We start from the raw sequence: 17,018 nt of genomic DNA on the forward strand, positions 1-17,018 counted from the left end.
CGCCTTGTTCCGTCGCCACATAGTCTGTGGATCTGGCGCGTTTCGCAGCCCTCGACGCAATTGATATAGGTCGTGATATATGTCGCAGGGGGCTGTTCACCGCAACCGGCTTCAGGCTCGCAAGGTACCGGGACGACGGACAGGCCGCGGCAGGGCGCCGATGCTCGCTCCGGTTCCGCGATCGACACGCCTTAGCGCTTGCGTACGAACTCGGTACGCAAGACCAGACCTTTGATGGAGTCGTGGCGGCAGTCGATTTCCTGATCGTTGTCCGTCAGTCGAATCGACTTGATGACCGTGCCCTGCTTGAGGGTCTGATTGGCCCCCTTTACCTTGAGGTCCTTGACGAGGACCACGGAATCGCCATCGGCGAGGGCATTTCCGGCCGCATCCCGTACCACGGCCCGGTCCGCCTTGGCGGGAGGCGCCATCTCCGAGGCCGGCCGCCATTCGCCGGTCACCTCATCGTAGACATAGTCATCATTCTGATCGGCCATTTTGCTTGCACCTTTGCTTATGGAGTTTCCCGGTCGAGTCCGAGAACGAACCGCCGTCACGACCAGATCCACTTCACAAGCCGGACGGACGCCATCTACATCGCTGCGGTCGACCGGTGCAAATCCTTGATCATTTCCGGCAGCAGATCCCGCATTGCCCGGAGAGGGCGCGCACCCTGCCATCCCCGCCTGGGATCGAGCGATCGATCCCCGGAAGGGGATTTCACGCCGATATCGGGATCACGTTACCGGCTCCGTCATGCTGTCGTCGTATTCTCCGCGACTTCTTGCGAGTCCCGATTGACTTCCCGGACGCCATCCCCCATAAGCACCGGCGAATTTGGCGTCGCCCTATCGGGCCCGGACGCACCCAGGGCGAAGGCCGGGGCGCGTTTTTGGTGTTCGGGGGTGCGCTTTTCCATTCAACTCGATCGGCATCCGGCCGCGACCGCGGAGAACGACCCGTGAAACGTACTTATCAACCGTCCAAGCTTGTCCGCAAGCGTCGCCATGGCTTCCGTGCCCGTCTGGGCACCAAGGCAGGCCGCAAGGTTCTGGCTGCCCGTCGCGCCCACGGCCGCAAGCGCCTGTCGGCCTGACCGGAACGGATTGGCACAATGATTCCGCATCATTGTGCCAAGCTGATTTCTCTCGATCGTGCCACGGGCACGATCGAGAGAAATCAGCAAGATTCCGGACATTTGCAAAGTTTCCTGGCCAGATCTTGCCGGGAAACTTTGCCTGGAGCATTTTGCTCAAGAGCCTCCGAGCCCTCATCGATGCAGCGTCTGCTCAAGCGCCGGGACTTCCTTTTCGTCCGCGAAGGCCGCAGGGCACATGCTGCAACGCTATCCCTGCAGGCACGCCGCCGCGAGCGCGCGGGTGCAGTCGAGGCTGCGCCGCCGGCGTCTGAGACTGTCGAGCCGCGTGTCGGCTTCACCGTGACCAAGAAGGAAGGTTGCGCCGTCGAGCGCAATCGGATCCGCCGGCGCTTGCGCGAGGCGGTGCGGCTGTCTGGCGCTCTTCATGCGCGCGATGGTTATGACTATGTCGTGCTCGGGCGGCGCTCCGCCCTCGACGCATCTTTTGCGACGATCGTTGATGAAATGGTAACGGCGTTCGGCCGTGTGCACAGCGAGCGTCAAGGCGCCCGCAAGCCACGCCGTTCAGCCGATGAGGCTGTACGATGAAGAATTTTGACACCAAGAACGTCGTTCTGGCGGTCGTCCTGACGCTGCTCGTCGTCGTCGTGTGGGAATATTTCATCGGCCAGCCCATGCAGCGGCGCCAGCAGCAGGAAGCCCAGCAGCAACAACAGATCCAGCAGACCCTGCAGCAACAACAGCAGCAGCAGGCGGCTACGCCCACGCCCGGCGTTCCCGGCGGCGCGGGAGGGCAGAAGCAATTCTCCAGCCGCGGTGAAGCGGTGGCGGCGAGCACGCAGCGCGTAAAGATCGATGCCCAGCGTCTGATCGGTTCGATCAACCTGGTTGGCGGCCTGATCGACGACGTGGCCCTGCGCGGTTATCGCGAGACGCTCGACCCCAACTCTTCCAATGTCGATCTCTTCTCGCCGTTCGGCACCCCTGTAAAGCCGGCTGATCATCACGCCAATCTGGAAAATCGCGGCCCCTATTTGACGGTCTTTGGCTGGCAGGAAAAGCCGGGTTCCAATGCCGCGACCAAGCTCAACCTGCCCGGTTTGAAGACGGTCTGGACGGCCAAGTCGCAAGCGCCCCTGTCGGCCGCCACGCCAGTCGAGCTGCAATGGGACAATGGCCAGGGCCTGATTTTCCACCGCACCATCTCGATTGATGAGGATCGCGGCCAGAGCGGTTCCCTGCTGCCGTCGGCCGGCGAGACGCTGCCCGCCGACAAGCTCGACCTGCCTCGCCAGAATCTGCCCAAGGATCAGCAGGCCAGCGCCGCCAAGCCGATCGGCGGTTTCATGTTCACCGTCAAGGACAGCGTGGAGAACAAGGGTACGGCGCCTGTGGAGATCGTGCCCCAGGCTTATATGCTGCGCGTCGGTACCCCGGGGACTCAGGGCACTTACGTTCTGCATGAGGGGCCGATTGGTCGGTTCTCCGGTTCCCAGAAGGAACTGTCCTACAAGGATCTGGCGCCCGACGCCAAGCAGGAGCCCTTTGCCGACGTCACGGGATGGCTCGGCTTCACGGACAAGTATTGGGCCAACGCGCTGGTTCCCGATCCCTCGGCCCGCTTCACCGCCCGTTTCGTCGGCCAGGATTTCGGCGGCACGCCGGCCTATCTCGCCCAGATCGACCGGCCAGCCCTGACGATTGCGCCGGGCGCGAGCGCGGATGTGAGCACCAATCTGTTCTCCGGCGCCAAGGAAGTCGCGACCCTTTCCTATTACGACGATAAGCTGAAGACCGATAACATCGCCTATCTGATCGACTGGGGCTATCTGTGGTTCATCACCAAGCCCTTGTTCCGCCTGATCGAGATCCTCTTCCATCTCTTCGGCAATTTCGGTCTCGCCATTCTCGGCACCACCGTCATCCTCAAGCTGTTCTTCTTCCCGCTCGCCAATCGCTCCTATGAGTCGATGTCGAAGATGAAGAAGTTCCAGCCCGAGATGCAGAAGATCAAGGACGAGTTCCCTGACGACCGCATGAAGCAGCAGCAGGCCACCATGGCCCTGTACAAGGAAAACAAGATCAATCCGCTCTCGGGTTGCTTGCCGATGCTGCTGCAGATTCCGGTGTTCTTCGCACTCTACAAGGTGCTGTTCGTCACCATCGAAATGCGCCAGGCGCCCTTCTATGGCTGGATCCACGATCTGTCGGCGCCCGATCCGACCACCCTGTTCAATCTGTTCGGCCTGATCCCGTGGACGCCGCCCTCCGTGCTGATGGTCGGTTTCTGGGTGGTGGTGATGGGCATCACCATGTTCATCCAGATGCAGCTCAACCCCGCGCCGCCGGATCCGACCCAGGCCGCCATGTTCCGCTGGATGCCGCTGATCTTCACCTACATGCTCGCCGCCTTCCCAGCCGGCCTGGTGATCTACTATTGCTGGAACAACACGCTCTCGATCCTGCAGCAGGTCTTCATCATGAAGAAAAACGGCGTGAAGGTTGAGCTGTGGGACAATCTCAAGGCCATGTTCGGGCGCAAGCCATCATCGGCGGCGAGTTGATGTCCGAGGGACCTGATTATACGGAAGCCGGCAGGAAACTCTTCGCCAGCACCTGGGATTTCCGCCACGCCTCCAATACGCTTGAGGCGTTGCCGCCCCCCGGTGGGGTCGAGATCGCGCTCGCCGGCCGCTCCAATGTTGGCAAGTCGAGCCTGATCAACGCGCTGACCAACCGCAACGCCCTGGCCCGCACCTCGCACACGCCGGGGCGCACGCAGGAACTGATCTTCTTTTCTTCGAACCCAGCCCTGACCCTCGTCGACATGCCGGGTTATGGCTATGCCAAGGTCAGCGAATCCAAGGTCAAGGCGTGGACCCGGCTGATCCATGACTATCTGCGCGGACGAGTGAATCTGGCGCGCGTCTTCGTGCTGATCGATGCCCGGCATGGCCTGAAGACCACCGACGATGCCGTGCTGAAAACGCTGGATCTGGCGGCCGTCGTCTACCAGATCGTGCTGACCAAGGCCGACGAAGTGAAAAAGCCCGATCTGGAACGCTGCATCGCTGAGACCAAGGAAAAGATCTCGCGCCGCCCGGCCGCCTTCCCCGAACTCATCGTCACCTCGAGCCGTGAAGGCACGGGCATGGACGAACTGCGTGCCACCATTGCCCAGATCCTGGCCGAGCGCGGCGGCCTGACGCTGTGATCGCCGACCGCCTGCTCACCGTGCTGGGCTGCCTGTACGGCGCCGCCGGCATCGGCCTGATGGCGCTTGCCGCCCATGGCAAATGGCCCAGCATCGACTACGCCGCCATCATGGTGCTCGCCCATGCGACGGCCCTGATCGCCATTGTCGTGGCCATTCGCGCAGGCCTGCTCCATGCGATGCTGGCCCGGCCCGCCGCCTTCCTCCTCGCTGCCGCCGTGGCCCTGTTCTCGGCCGACGTGGTGTTGAACGCCATGACAGGCCAGCGCCTGTTCCCGATGGCCGCGCCGATCGGCGGTACCGGCTCGATGGCTGCCTGGCTGCTGGTGGGCGTATCAGCGCTGGTGGCGAAGAAGTAGCGGAGCTCGGACATCCTGTCCGCTCTTGGAAGAGCAACGCCCGCAAGGGAAGAGCGGACATCGCGACATGCAAGCATGTCGCTGAGATGTCCGCGCTCCGGGCCTCACCGTATCGGCAGCACATTCGTATATTTCACCTGCGCCAGAGCGAAGCTGGATTCGATCGAGGCGAGGCCATCGAGGCGGGTGAGTTTTTCCTTGATGAAACGCTCATAGGCGGCGAGATCGGCACAGACTACGCGCAGGAGATAATCGCGCGTGCCGGTCATCAGATAGCATTCCAGCACTTCAGGCCAGGGCGCGATGGCGGCGGCGAAGCGATCGAGATCCTCCTCGCGCTGGCGTTCGAGCTTGATCGAGATGAACACGCTGACCGGCAGCCCGACCTCCTTCTGCTCGACCACGGCGACATAGCCGCGGATGACGCCGCTCTCTTCCAGTTGCCGCACGCGGCGCAGACAGGGTGAATGCGACAGGCCGACCTGCTCGGCCAGGGCCTGCACCGTCATGCGGCCATCCTCCTGCAGCAGGCGGAGGATCTTGTTGTCGATGGCGTCGAGTGCAGTCATTGTCCCGCTCTGCGTAATTTATGCGCATTCCCTGTCACGAATGGCGATACTCTCTAAAGCCATGTGTTGCGGCCTTCAAGATCAACCAAAATCGCCCCTCGTCTTTTGCTATAACAGGCCAGTTCAGCTGGAATCTCCGTCATGGCCGACCCTCGTCTCCCCTTTCTCGCCGCCCTCGAACGCAAGGCCCTGTGGCTGTCCTCCTGGATGATCCACAATGCCAACCATCTGCGCGCGAAGGAGGATGGCCTCAAGATCGGCGGTCATCAGGCCTCCTCGGCCTCGCTGGCAACAATCATGACGGCGCTCTATGGTGCGGTGCTCAGGCCGCAGGACCGCGTCGCGGTGAAGCCGCACGCCTCCCCGGTCTTCCACGCGCTCAACTATCTCTTTGGCCTGCAGACTCTCGATAAGCTCAAGAATTTCCGCGGCTTCAAGGGCGCCCAGAGCTATCCTTCCCGCACCAAGGATGTCGACGACGTCGACTTCTCCACCGGTTCCGTCGGCCTCGGCGTGGCCCAGACCCTGTTTTCGGCCCTGGTGCAGGATTACGTGAAGGCGAAGGGCTGGGGCGAGTGGCCGGAAGGACGGATGATCTCCCTCGTCGGCGATGCCGAGATGGACGAAGGCAATATTTTCGAGGCCCTGCTGGAAGGCTGGAAGCAGGGCGTGCGCAATGTCTGGTGGATCGTCGACTACAATCGCCAATCGCTCGATGCCGTGGTGCGCGAGGGCCTGTGGCAACGTTTCGAATCGATCTTCCGCAATTTCGGCTGGGAGGTGGTCATCCTCAAATATGGCCGCCTGCTCGAGGCTGCCTTCGCCGAGGCGGGCGGCGAGGCGCTGCGGCACTGGATCGACAACTGCCCCAACCAGCTCTACGCGGCGCTGTGCTATAAGGGCGGAGCGGCCTGGCGTCGCCATCTCAACGATGCCATCGGCGACCAGAGCGAGGTCAGCAGGCTGATCGAGAGCCGCTCGGACGCCGAACTCGCGGCGCTGATGACCAATCTCGCCGGCCACGACATGCCGAGCCTGCTGGACGCCTTCGAGGCGGCGGCCCGTCATGACCGGCCGACCTGCTTCATCGCCTACACGGTCAAGGGCTTCGGCCTGCCCTTCCAGGGGCACAAGGACAATCATGCCGGCCTGATGACGCCGGCCCAGATGGAGACCTGGCAGCAGGCGATGGCCATCCGCCCCGGGCATGAATGGGACAAGTTCGAGGGGCTGGAGCTGACGCCTGAGGCCATGCAGGCCGCGCTCGATCGGGTGCCCTTCGTACAGAAGGGAAGGCGGCGTCTGGCCGCCCCCAAGGTCGAGGTGCCCGCCACACTGCCCTATCGGGCATCCGCCTCGATGTCGACCCAGCAGGGTTTCGGCATCATCCTCAACGACCTCGCCGCCACCGATTTGCCAGTGGCCGAGCGTATCGTCACCACGGCGCCCGACGTCACCGTCTCCACCAATCTCGGCGGCTGGGTCAACCGGCGCGGCCTGTTCGCGCGCGAGGAACTGGCCGATGTCTTCAAGAAGGAGAAGATCCCCTCGACCTTCTCCTGGGACTTCTCGCCCAAGGGGCAGCATATTGAGCTCGGCATTGCCGAGATGAACCTCTTCATCCTGCTCTCGGCGCTGGGCCTGTCGCATTCCATCAATGGCGAGCGGCTGCTGCCGATCGGCACGCTCTATGATCCATTCATCCAGCGCGGCCTCGATGCCCTCAATTATGCCTGCTACCAGGACGCCCGCTTCATGGTGGTGGCGACGCCGTCGGGCGTCACCCTGGCGCCGGAAGGCGGGGCGCACCAGTCGATCGCCACGCCGCTGATCGGCTTGGCTCAGGACGGTCTCGCCGCCTTCGAGCCGGCCTTCGTCGACGAACTGGCGGTGATCATGCGCTTTGGCTTCGACTATATGCAGCGGGACGGCGAGGGTGACCGCGACGAGACCACCTGGCTGCGCGACGAGACCGGCGGCTCGGTCTATCTGCGCCTGTCGACCCGCACCATCGAGCAGCCGCAGCGCACGATGTCGCCAGCGCTGGCCGCCGACATCGTCAACGGCGCCTATTGGCTGCGCCCGCCGGGCCCCAATGCCGAGATCGTGGTGGCGGCCATGGGCGCCGTAGTGCCGGAGGCGATCGAGGCCATCGGCCTGATGAGCGAGGACCGCCGCGATGTCGGCCTGTTGGTCATCACCTCCGCCGACCGGCTCAACGCCGGCTGGACGGCGGCCGAACGCGCCCGTCAGCGCGGCAATGCCGGGGCGAAGAGCCATATCGAGCGCCTGCTCGCCCCGCTTTCGCGCGATTGCGGCCTCGTCACCGTGCTGGATGGCCACCCGGCGACCCTGGCCTGGCTCGGCAGCGTGCGCGGCCAGCGCGTGACCTCGCTGGGCGTCGAGCATTTCGGCCAGACGGGCAGCATCCAGGAGCTCTATCGCCACCATGGCCTTGACGCCAATGCGATCCTGCATGCGGCCCAGGCTCTCTCGCCGGGGCGCCCGATCCGCAACCGCAGGGAACTCGCACCGGCGGAGTAGCCGCTGCTTACCCTCCCCTGGAGGGTAAAGATGGTAGTTGCATATCCTTCCCGGGGATTGCCACGAATCCTCAGCCTTGCGAGATTGAAGCACTCGCAAGGTTATGCCGATGTCCTCCTCCGTCCTGCGCGTTGCCACCTTCAACACCCAACTGCTGGCGAGGCCCGGCGTGCGCTTCCACGAGCAGCCGCCCTATTCGCCCGAGGAGTATGAGGCCAAGACCGCCTTCATCGGCGGGCTGCTCGAACGCGGCCAGGTCGATCTCGCCGGCTTCCAGGAAGTGTTCCACGAGGAGGCCCTGCGCGAGGCGGTCTGGAAGGCGCCGCGCCTGCAGGGCGCGACCGTCAACGCGCCGCTCGCCGATGACGACGGGCCCAAGACCCCGGATGGAGCACTCAATGCACCACGGGTCGGGCTGGCGAGCCGGCTGCCGGTGCTCAAGGTCGAATCGATCGCTGCTTTTCCTCCGGGCCTGGGCCAGGGCTTTGCCGTCAGGCGTGACGAGAACGGGCGCCAGCAGGCCGTGCCCGTTGGCATCAATTTCTTCGAGCGCCCGGTCCTGCGGGCCGAGGTCCTGTTGCCCGACAGTGTGCCGCTGACCGTCTATGTGGCGCATCTCAAGTCCCGCCGGCCGGTGGTGCTGGAGGACGAGGATCGCCGCGACCCCGCCGTGCGGGCGCTCGCCGTGGTGCGCGCCCTGCTCCAGCGCGGCGCCGAGGCCGCGGCGCTGAGGGTGATGCTGTCGCGGGAGATGGCGGGGCGGGGGACCGAGCCTCGTCCGGTGATGGTGCTGGGCGATCTCAACGACGAACTCACCAGCGTGACCACCGAACTCATCCGCGGGGAGCAGCCGCTGCCCGAAACCCTCAAGCCGCTGATGGCCGATCCCGGGGACTGGCAGCGCAAGAACCGACGCCTGTGGGACCTGCATCTCTACGCCGCGTCCGATCAACAGGCGGTGCACATCAAGGGAACGACCCTCTACACCCATATCCATTTCGGCGACTATCAGGTGCTGGACCACATCCTGTTCAGCCAGGAATTCCACAGCCGCAATCCACACCGGATCGGGGATTTCCGCTATCTCCAGGTCTATAACGACCATGTCGTCGATACGCATATGACCGATATGACCCGCAATGTCCGGACCGCCAGCGACCACGGCGTGCCGGTGGCGGAGTTCAATCTGCTCACGCCGGCTTCACGGCAACCCGTGCAAAATGGCAACGCCAATGGCAGAACTGTGCCTTCCGGCACCGCGAATGCTTAACTTTTCGCTAAGACTTCCGTAACATCATGGTTACGAAATCGTTTCACAGGCCGAATCGTGACGGGAAAGATCCTCATCGTTCTGCATCAGGAACACTCCTCGCCCGGGCGGATCGGGCGCTTCCTGATCGAACGCGGCTATGAGCTCGATATCAGGCGCCCCCGCTTCGACGATCCCCTGCCGCAGACGATGCGCGATCACGCCGGCGCCGTGATTTTCGGTGGGCCGATGAGCGTGAATGACGAGGAAGCCTGGATCCGCCGCGAGATCGACTGGATCGGCGTGCCCTTGAACGAGAACAAGCCTTTTCTCGGTGTCTGCCTCGGTGCCCAGATGCTGACGCGCCATCTCGGCGGCCGGGTCTCGCGCCATGAGGGCGGCAAGGTCGAAATCGGCTATTGGCCGATCGAGCCGACCCAGGACGGCCGCGCCCTGATGTCCTGGCCGAGCCATGTCTATCATTGGCACAATGAAGGCTCGGAGCATGTGCGGGGCACGCGGCTGCTCGCTACCGGCAAGACCTTCGCCAATCAGGCCTTCGCCTGCGGACGGGCCGCTTATGGCCTGCAGTTCCACCCAGAAGTCACCTATCTGATGATGAATCGCTGGACCACCGGCAGCGAGGAAAGCTTCAAATTGTCGGGCGCGCAGGATCGTGAGCAGCAATTCTCGGGGCGTTACCAATATGATCCGGGCATGCAGCAGTGGCTGCATGGCTTCCTCGATTTGTGGCTGACGCCGGCGATGGCGATGGCGGCTGAGTAGGAAGAGAACAGTATATCAGCAAGCATCAGTCTTGCCGGTTTGGCACGAAACCGGAGGGTCGATCTCCACAGCTCCATCAATTGATGGAGCGAGATCGACCACCTTGCCCTCCTCATCCGCGGCGTTTCCAAGATGGTCGATCTGGAGATCGACCCTCCATTATCCTTCCAGCTTCGCCAGCGCTTCCGCCGCCAGAAGCTTCGTCAGCTCGCCCGCCGAAGAGCCATCCCGGGCGAGGCGTGCGGCCTGGCCGGACCATAGCGACATGAAATCGCCCGAGCCCTGCGGTTCCGTCTTGGCGCGCAGCGGCGCCAGCGCGCCGCCAGCGAGCGGGAAGGCGGGGGCAAGGTCCGATATCGGGCCGACTTCGCGCATCAGGCGGTTGACGATGCCACGGGCCGGCCGCCCGGTGAACAGATTGGTGAGCGCCGTCTTGTCGGCGTCGGGACTGCGCAAGGCCGCCGCGTGCGGAGCTGCGAGCCGCGCCTGCGGCGTGAACAGATAGGCTGTGCCGATCTGCACCGCCGCGGCGCCCAGGGCGAAGGCGGCCACGATGCCGCGGGCGTCGGTGATGCCACCGGCCGCGATCACCGGTACCTTCACAGCGTCCACCACCTGTGGCACCAGCGCGAAGGTGCCGATCTGGGTGGCGATGTCGTCGGTAAGGAAAATGCCGCGATGGCCGCCCGCTTCGGAGCCCTGCGCGATGATGGCGTCGCAGCCACGATCCTCGAGCCAGCGCGCTTCGTCGACCGTGGTGGCGGAGGACAGGATCTTGGCGCCTGTCGCCCGTACACGGTCGAGCAGGGATTTTTCGGGCAGGCCGAAATGGAAGCTGACGATTTTGGGCTTGAACTCCTCGACGATGGTACAGAACGTATCGTCGAAGGGCGCCCGGTTCGAGCTCGGAATCGGAGCGGCTGGATCGATGCCGGTTTCGCGATAATAGGGTTCGAGCCGCTTGCGCCAGCCGGCCTCACGGGCCTGGTCGGGCTCGGGCGCGGTGTGGCTGAAGAAATTGACGCTGATCGGCTTGGTGGTCTGCTGGCGGATGATGCCGAGCTCGGTGCGGACCTGTTCGGGCGTCAGCGTGGCACAGGGGAGGGAGCCGAGCCCGCCTGCCTCGCTGACCTCGATCACCATTTCATAATGGCTCGGGCCTGCCATCGGCGCCTGGATGATAGGGATCTCGATACCGAAGAGCTCCTGAATGCGCCGATCGGGCCACATTGCCGTTCTCCTTGAATTTGCCTCGCTGTCTTGCCAGCGCCAGCATAAGTAAGTGAAGGCAGCTCTATCATTTCTTATTTAAAAACGATATTAATTTTTAATTCTTTAAATGAGAACAAAATTGGACCTGTCATCCCTCGATATCTTTCGCACCGTCGCCGCCGAGCAGAGCGTCACCCGAGCTTCGAGCCGGCTGGGGCGGGCGCCTTCCAACGTCACCACGCGGGTCCAGCAACTCGAACGGGAACTCGGCGTTGCCTTGTTCAGCCGCGAGGGCAAGCGCATGCGCCTGACCCGGGAAGGCGAGATCTTCCTGTCCTATACTCATCGGCTGCTTGCCCTCGCGGACGAAGCCCGCAGTGCGGTGAAACCGTCGGGTCCGGCGGGACTGTTCCGGGTCGGAGCGATGGAGAGCACGGCGGCGAGCCGTTTGCCGCCGGTCCTGGCGCGGTTTCATGCCGCCTGGCCCGCCGTATCATTGCAACTGACCACCGGCGGCACAAAGGGGCTCATCCGCCGGCTCCTTGCCCATGAACTCGATTGCGCCCTGATCGGCAAGCCGCCGATGGAAGGGATCGACACCGGCTATGATGCCGAACGGCTGGAGGCCGAGCACGTCTTCACCGAAGACCTGCTCATCGTGCTGCCTTCCAGTCATCCTCCCATCGGCACGGCCGCCGATCTCAGGGTCGAGAGTTTTGCCGCGCTGGAACCCGGTTGCACCTACCGGGCCGTCGCCGAACATTGGGCTGAAGGCGTCAAGGGGCTGCGGGTGCAGGAACTCTCGTCCTACCACGCCATGCTGGCCGCCGTTTCGACCGGCAATGCCATCGGCGTCATGCCACGTTCCGTGCTCGACCTCCTGCCGGGCGGGAGCGGCGTTCAGACCCACCGCCTCGGGCCGATCGAAACGCTGCTCATCCGCCGCCGGGGCGAGGCATTGCCGGCCTTCGAGGCATTCCGGCAAGCGCTGCGGGAGGGGTGATTGCATTTGGCAGTTCGGCATCTGCGAGTTCCTCTGGAGGGTTTGCTTCCTCCCTCGTGCCGCGATTGTCGTTCTAATTCTTTAGTGGTCGACAAATAATTTTCTTGACTTGAATGCCTCAGGCTCCATTCTTTGTCGATCAACAAATAATGGAGCCTGAGATGTCGTCATTGGAACGAGGCCTGGAACTGGGGGCTGGGCGCGCGCGGGCTGCCGGATCCGGCTGGGCCCTGGCCCTGCTGGCCTTCGCCCAGCTCATCATTGCGCTGGATCTGAACATCGTTTTTGTTGCCCTGCCTGAAATCGGCGCGGGACTCGGCTTTTCCGGCCAGACTCTGCAATGGGTGGTCAGCGCCTATACCGTGTTCTGCGGCGGTTTCCTCTTGTTCGGAGGCCGCGCGGCCGATCTCATCGGCCAGCGGCGCGTCTTCGTCTTCGCACTGGCACTCTATGCCCTGTCCTCGCTGGCCGGCGGTCTTGCCGGTTCGCCGGCCGTCATCATCGCGGCACGCGCGGTCCAGGGCATCGGTGGCGCCTTCCTGTTTCCGGCGACCCTGTCTCTGGTGAACCGGCTTTTTGCCGAGGGACCGGAACGTAACCGCGCCTTGGCGGTCTGGGGCGGTGCGGGCGCCAGCGGCCTGACCATCGGCTCGCTGGCCGGCGGCTTCCTGACCGCTGCCTTCGGTTGGCCGGCGGTGTTCTATGTCAATGTGGTCCTCGCCGCCATCGCCATCCCAGCCGCTTTCTTCGTGATCCCGCGCGATCCGGAGCGGCGCGAACATCGGCGCTTCGACCTGCCCGGCGCCATTGCCGTGACGATGGGTGCGACCCTGCTGGTCTTCACGCTGGTGCAGGGCCCAGACTATGGCTGGACCGCGCCGAGCATCCTGGCGAGTGCGGTGCTGGCCGTCTTCTTTCTGTCGGTCTTCGCCCTGATCGAGGCGCGCAGCCGCGATCCCCTGATGCCGCTGCGCCTGTTCCGCAATGCCAGCCTGGTGGCGGGCATGACGATCACCTTCCTCTATATGGCGACCTTCGGGGCGCTGCCCTATTTCCTCACCGTGCTGTTCCAGACCGTGCATGGCTTTTCGGCGCTCGAAACCGGGCTTGCCTTCCTGGTGCCGTCACTGGCCATCGCGGCCGGGACGCAGCTCGGCGAGCGCCTCGCGACGCGGATCTCCACGCGTCCCACCCTGGTCTGGGGCATGCTGGTGGGTGCCGTCGGCACGGCGCTGATGGTGCCTGGCGCCAGCGTCGGGGCGGGCTATCTGGCGATCGTTCCCGGCGTGATCGTCTCGGGGGTGGGACAGGGCATCGTCTGGACCGCCATGTGGATCGCGGCGGCCTCCGGCGTACATCATGACGAGCAGGGCATCGCCTCCGGCATGGCTTCGACGACGCTCAATATCGGCAATGCCGTCGGCCTCGCCATCCTGATCGCCATTGCCAACCGCCATGTCGGCGGCCTTTCGGGCGAGGCGTTGAGAGGTGCAATGGCCGAGGGGGCGCAACTCGCCTTCTGGCTTGCCGCTGCCGGCATCCTGGTCAGTCTGCTGGCAACAGTCGCCGTGCCACGCCGGCGCTGATCCTTCCTGGGAAGGCCGGCTTGCAGGAGAGGAAGGGCCGGCTGAAAGCCGGTGCTCCCGGAATCCTCAATCCTTCAAACAGGCATCCGCCAGTTTCTGGAAGGAGCGGGCGCGGTGGGAGATGGTGTTCTTCTGCGCTTCCGTCATCTCGGCGAAGGTCTTGTCCGAACCGTCGGGCTGGAACATCGGATCATAGCCATGGCCATGGCCGCCGCGGGTTGGCCAGACCAGCGTGCCTTCGGCCCGCCCCTCGAAGGTTTCGGAATGGCCGTCGGGCCAGACCACGGTGAGGACGGAGACGAAGCTGCCGCGCCGCCGGGCCGGCTCGGTGGCCCCGACGGCGAGGAGTTCGTCCTGGGCTTTCTGCATGGCGACGTCCCAGTCGCGGGTCGGACCGGACCAGTCGGCGGTATAGACGCCCGGCGCCCCGTCCAGGGCTTCGATGCACAGGCCTGAATCGTCGGCGATGGCCGGCAGCCCGGTGGCTTCGAGGGCGGCGAGCGCCTTGATGCGGGCATTCTCGACGAAAGTCGTGCCGGTCTCCTCCGGCACGGGCAGGCCGAGCTGGCCGACGGAGACGACATCCACGCCGTAAGGCGCCATCAGGGCCTTGAACTCGGAGAGCTTGCCGTTGTTGTGCGTGGCCAGCACCAGCTTTCCGGCGAGACGGCGGCCCATTACGCCACCGCCTGCTTCTGCAATTCGACCAGTTCGCCGATACCCTTGCGGGCCAGCGCCAGCATTTCAAGGAACTGGTCCTGGCTGAAGGGCGCGCCTTCGGCCGTACCCTGGATCTCAACGAGGCCGCCGGAGCCCGTCATCACGAAATTGGCATCGGTCATCGCTTCCGAATCCTCGGCATAGTCGAGGTCGAGCACGGCATTTCCCTTCGAGATGCCGCAGGAGATCGCCGCGACATGGTCCTTGATCGGACTGACGGTGAGCATCTTGCGCTCCATCATCCACTTCACGCATTCCTGCAGGGCGACGAAGCCGCCGGTGATCGAGGCGGTACGGGTGCCGCCATCGGCCTGCAGCACGTCGCAATCGATGGTGATCTGCTTCTCGCCCAGGCGCACCAGATCGACCACGGCGCGTAGCGAGCGGCCGACCAGGCGCTGGATCTCCTGGGTGCGGCCGGAAGGCTTGCCCGAGGTGGATTCGCGGCGCGTACGCTCATGCGTGGCGCGCGGCAGCATGGCATACTCGGCCGTGACCCAGCCCTTGCCGGTGCCGCGCAGCCAGGAAGGCGGCTTTTCTTCGAGGCTGGCGGTGCACAGCACATGGGTTTCGCCAAATTTGATCAGGCAAGAGCCTTCGGCATAGCGGGCGACGTTACGCTCGATCGAAACGGGGCGCAGCTCGTCGGGGGCGCGGCGGGAGGGACGCATCGGATTCTCCAAATTTGTGGCCGCCTTGTAGCCCGGCCGGCGCCGCCTGTCACGGTACCGTGCATATTGCGTGGCACTGAAAGGAGGTAAGTTCGCGTCAGGCCACCGCCGGGTGGTCCCTGGGAGCAGAGCGATCCTACCTGGACGGGTAGGGCGGCGGATTCAGAAGAAAATCACAAGAACCGTGTTACATGTTACAAAAAATGAAATTTGTAACATTGATTTTCGGCCTGAATCTTGTCGGGAGAGGAATGTGTTCCTATCTATCATCTTGTTGATTAAAAAGAGTTATTCTATCTCCATCTGCATCCTCGAGACGCGATGGAGGGGGCATTTCAACCTGGGGTCGCCTATCGCTTGAACCCCGCTTCCAAAGGGGCTATCGGAGGGGAGAACGAAACTCACCTTTGGCTACAATCTCAGGGACATTACGTTATGGCACGTAGCAAGATCGCTCTCATCGGGGCGGGACAGATCGGTGGTACGCTGGCTCTTCTGGCCGGTCTGAAGGAACTGGGCGATATCGTGCTCTTCGACGTGATGGAAGGCGTGCCGCAGGGCAAGGCTCTCGACATCGCCGAGGCATCTCCGGTCGACGGCTTCGACGTCAAGCTTGCCGGCACCCAGAGCTACGAAGGCATCAAGGGCGCCGATGTGGTGATCGTCACCGCCGGCGTGCCGCGTAAGCCCGGCATGAGCCGCGACGATCTCCTCACCATCAACCTCAAGGTGATGGAACAGGTGGGCGCCGGCATCGCCAAATATGCCCCGGACGCTTTCGTCATCTGCATCACCAACCCGCTCGACGCCATGGTCTGGGCTCTGCAGAAGTCCTGTGGCCTGCCGGCCAACAAGGTCGTCGGCATGGCCGGCGTGCTCGACTCCTCGCGTTTCCGCCACTTCCTGGCCGACGAATTCAACGTCTCGGTGGAAGACGTCACCGCCTTCGTGCTCGGCGGCCATGGCGACACCATGGTTCCTTCGGTGCGCTACTCCACGGTGGCCGGCATTCCGCTGCCGGACCTGATCAAGATGGGCTGGATCACCGAGGCGCGCCTTGCCGAGATCGTGCAGCGCACCCGTGACGGCGGCGCCGAGATCGTCAACCTCCTGAAGACCGGCTCTGCCTTCTATGCACCCGCCGCCTCCGCGATCGTGATGGCCGAGAGCTATCTCAAGGACAAGAAGCGCGTGCTGCCCTGCGCCGCGCAACTCACCGGCCAGTATGGCGTCAAGGACCTCTATGTCGGCGTGCCCGTGGTTCTCGGCGCTGGCGGTGTCGAGCGCATCGTCGAGATCCAGCTCGACAAGGAAGAGCGCGCCGGCTTCGAGAAGTCGGTCAACGCGGTGAAGTCGCTGGTCGACGCCTGCAAGGCCATCGCTCCCTCGCTCGCCTGATCCCAAGCACAAAGCGTTCGAACGAAGACGCGTCTTTGGGGTTTGAGGCGATTTCACCAAACCCCAAAGACGCTTTAGCCAATCTGGAGCTACTGGCCATGAACATCCATGAATACCAGGCGAAGGCGGTCCTGAAGGAATTCGGCCTGCCCATATCGAAGGGCGTGCCTGCGCTGACGGTTGAGGAAGCGGTGAAGGGGGCCAAGGAGCTTCCGGGTCCGCTTTATGTGGTGAAGTCGCAGATCCATGCGGGCGGGCGCGGCAAGGGCAAGTTCAAGGAACTGCCTGCCGATGCCAAGGGCGGTGTGCGCCTGGCCAAGTCGATCGAGGATGTGCGTGCCAGTGCGCAGGAGATGCTGGGCAACACGCTGGTGACGGTGCAGACCGGCCCGGCCGGCAAGCAGGTCAACCGGCTCTATATCGAGGACGGCTCGGACATCGAGAAGGAGTTCTACCTCTCGGTGCTGGTCGACCGCGAGACCAGCCGCGTTGCCTTCGTGGTCTCCACCGAGGGCGGCATGGACATCGAGAAGGTGGCCCATGAGACGCCGGAGAAGATCGTGACCTTCTCGGTCGATCCGGCCACCGGGGTGATGAACCATCACGGC

Annotated in this window: 17 protein-coding genes; 12 read left to right on the forward strand and 5 right to left on the reverse strand. The window is 63.8% G+C overall.

Translation table 11 applies throughout. The annotated features are described in order from the left end of the window. Positions 1-191 precede the first annotated feature (191 nt). Positions 192-497 carry a zinc ribbon domain-containing protein YjdM gene (locus ACZYTC_RS23415; RefSeq protein WP_434958134.1) on the reverse strand — a complete coding sequence of 102 codons (306 nt, stop codon included), beginning with the start codon at positions 495-497 and terminating at the stop codon, positions 192-194. A 464-nt stretch (positions 498-961) separates the two neighbouring features. Between ACZYTC_RS23415 and rpmH the strand changes: the two genes are divergently transcribed. From rpmH to ACZYTC_RS23440, 5 genes are read left to right on the forward strand one after another with little or no spacing between them, the layout of a single operon-like run. Then, a complete protein-coding gene (gene rpmH, locus ACZYTC_RS23420) occupies positions 962-1,096 on the forward strand; it encodes a 50S ribosomal protein L34 (RefSeq protein WP_082980037.1) in 135 nt (44 codons plus the stop codon). 18 nt (positions 1,097-1,114) lie between these two features. Next, on the forward strand, positions 1,115-1,687 hold the full coding sequence (gene rnpA / locus ACZYTC_RS23425; RefSeq protein ID WP_441773177.1) for a ribonuclease P protein component: 573 nt from the start codon (positions 1,115-1,117) through the stop codon (positions 1,685-1,687). Further along, positions 1,684-3,663, forward strand: a complete 1,980-nt coding sequence (gene yidC / locus ACZYTC_RS23430; protein WP_488990636.1) for a membrane protein insertase YidC — start codon at positions 1,684-1,686, stop codon at positions 3,661-3,663. Before rnpA ends, yidC begins: the two co-directional genes overlap by 4 nt. Further along, entirely contained in the window at positions 3,663-4,313 is a 651-nt protein-coding gene (gene yihA / locus ACZYTC_RS23435; RefSeq protein ID WP_434958131.1) for a ribosome biogenesis GTP-binding protein YihA/YsxC, read from the forward strand. Before yidC ends, yihA begins: the two co-directional genes overlap by 1 nt. Then, positions 4,310-4,672, forward strand: coding sequence for a DUF423 domain-containing protein (locus ACZYTC_RS23440; RefSeq protein ID WP_488990637.1), 363 nt, complete (start codon positions 4,310-4,312; stop codon positions 4,670-4,672). Before yihA ends, ACZYTC_RS23440 begins: the two co-directional genes overlap by 4 nt. 104 nt (positions 4,673-4,776) lie before the next feature. Here ACZYTC_RS23440 and ACZYTC_RS23445 read toward each other — a convergent pair whose 3' ends face one another. Continuing rightward, a complete protein-coding gene (locus tag ACZYTC_RS23445; RefSeq protein ID WP_149253666.1) occupies positions 4,777-5,241 on the reverse strand; it encodes an Lrp/AsnC family transcriptional regulator in 465 nt (154 codons plus the stop codon). A 141-nt stretch (positions 5,242-5,382) separates the two neighbouring features. Here ACZYTC_RS23445 and ACZYTC_RS23450 point away from each other — a divergent pair, with 141 nt between their 5' ends. From ACZYTC_RS23450 to ACZYTC_RS23460, 3 genes are all read left to right on the forward strand, one after another. Next, positions 5,383-7,785 carry a transketolase gene (locus ACZYTC_RS23450; RefSeq protein WP_488990638.1) on the forward strand — a complete coding sequence of 801 codons (2,403 nt, stop codon included), beginning with the start codon at positions 5,383-5,385 and terminating at the stop codon, positions 7,783-7,785. Between the two features lie 109 nt (positions 7,786-7,894). Next, on the forward strand, positions 7,895-9,055 hold the full coding sequence (locus ACZYTC_RS23455; protein ID WP_434958128.1) for an endonuclease/exonuclease/phosphatase family protein: 1,161 nt from the start codon (positions 7,895-7,897) through the stop codon (positions 9,053-9,055). A 57-nt stretch (positions 9,056-9,112) separates the two neighbouring features. Beyond that, positions 9,113-9,820 carry a glutamine amidotransferase gene (locus ACZYTC_RS23460; RefSeq protein ID WP_434958127.1) on the forward strand — a complete coding sequence of 236 codons (708 nt, stop codon included), beginning with the start codon at positions 9,113-9,115 and terminating at the stop codon, positions 9,818-9,820. A gap of 159 nt (positions 9,821-9,979) precedes the next feature. On the opposite strand, the gene ACZYTC_RS23465 is transcribed toward ACZYTC_RS23460, so the two are convergent. Beyond that, positions 9,980-11,050, reverse strand: coding sequence for an NAD(P)H-dependent flavin oxidoreductase (locus ACZYTC_RS23465; RefSeq protein WP_488990639.1), 1,071 nt, complete (start codon positions 11,048-11,050; stop codon positions 9,980-9,982). Positions 11,051-11,171: 121 nt separating this feature from the next. Between ACZYTC_RS23465 and ACZYTC_RS23470 the strand changes: the two genes are divergently transcribed. Together ACZYTC_RS23470 and ACZYTC_RS23475 are read left to right on the forward strand one after the other, a co-directional pair. Then, complete coding sequence (locus ACZYTC_RS23470; protein WP_488990640.1) at positions 11,172-12,035, forward strand: LysR substrate-binding domain-containing protein; 864 nt, start codon at positions 11,172-11,174, stop codon at positions 12,033-12,035. Positions 12,036-12,196: 161 nt separating this feature from the next. Then, entirely contained in the window at positions 12,197-13,621 is a 1,425-nt protein-coding gene (locus ACZYTC_RS23475) for an MFS transporter (protein ID WP_434958124.1), read from the forward strand. A 66-nt stretch (positions 13,622-13,687) separates the two neighbouring features. Here ACZYTC_RS23475 and rdgB read toward each other — a convergent pair whose 3' ends face one another. Then, entirely contained in the window at positions 13,688-14,299 is a 612-nt protein-coding gene (rdgB, locus tag ACZYTC_RS23480) for an RdgB/HAM1 family non-canonical purine NTP pyrophosphatase (protein WP_434958123.1), read from the reverse strand. Next, positions 14,299-15,012, reverse strand: a complete 714-nt coding sequence (gene rph / locus ACZYTC_RS23485) for a ribonuclease PH (RefSeq protein ID WP_434958122.1) — start codon at positions 15,010-15,012, stop codon at positions 14,299-14,301. Before rph ends, rdgB begins: the two co-directional genes overlap by 1 nt. A gap of 435 nt (positions 15,013-15,447) precedes the next feature. Here rph and mdh point away from each other — a divergent pair, with 435 nt between their 5' ends. Both mdh and ACZYTC_RS23495 read left to right on the forward strand, forming a co-directional pair. Beyond that, positions 15,448-16,410 carry a malate dehydrogenase gene (gene mdh / locus ACZYTC_RS23490; RefSeq protein ID WP_434958121.1) on the forward strand — a complete coding sequence of 321 codons (963 nt, stop codon included), beginning with the start codon at positions 15,448-15,450 and terminating at the stop codon, positions 16,408-16,410. A 98-nt stretch (positions 16,411-16,508) separates the two neighbouring features. After that, positions 16,509-17,018 (forward strand): ATP-grasp domain-containing protein (locus tag ACZYTC_RS23495; protein ID WP_488990641.1); only part of this gene is annotated, 510 nt, incomplete at its 3' end.

This window comes from Labrys sp. F242 (assembly GCF_057813875.1).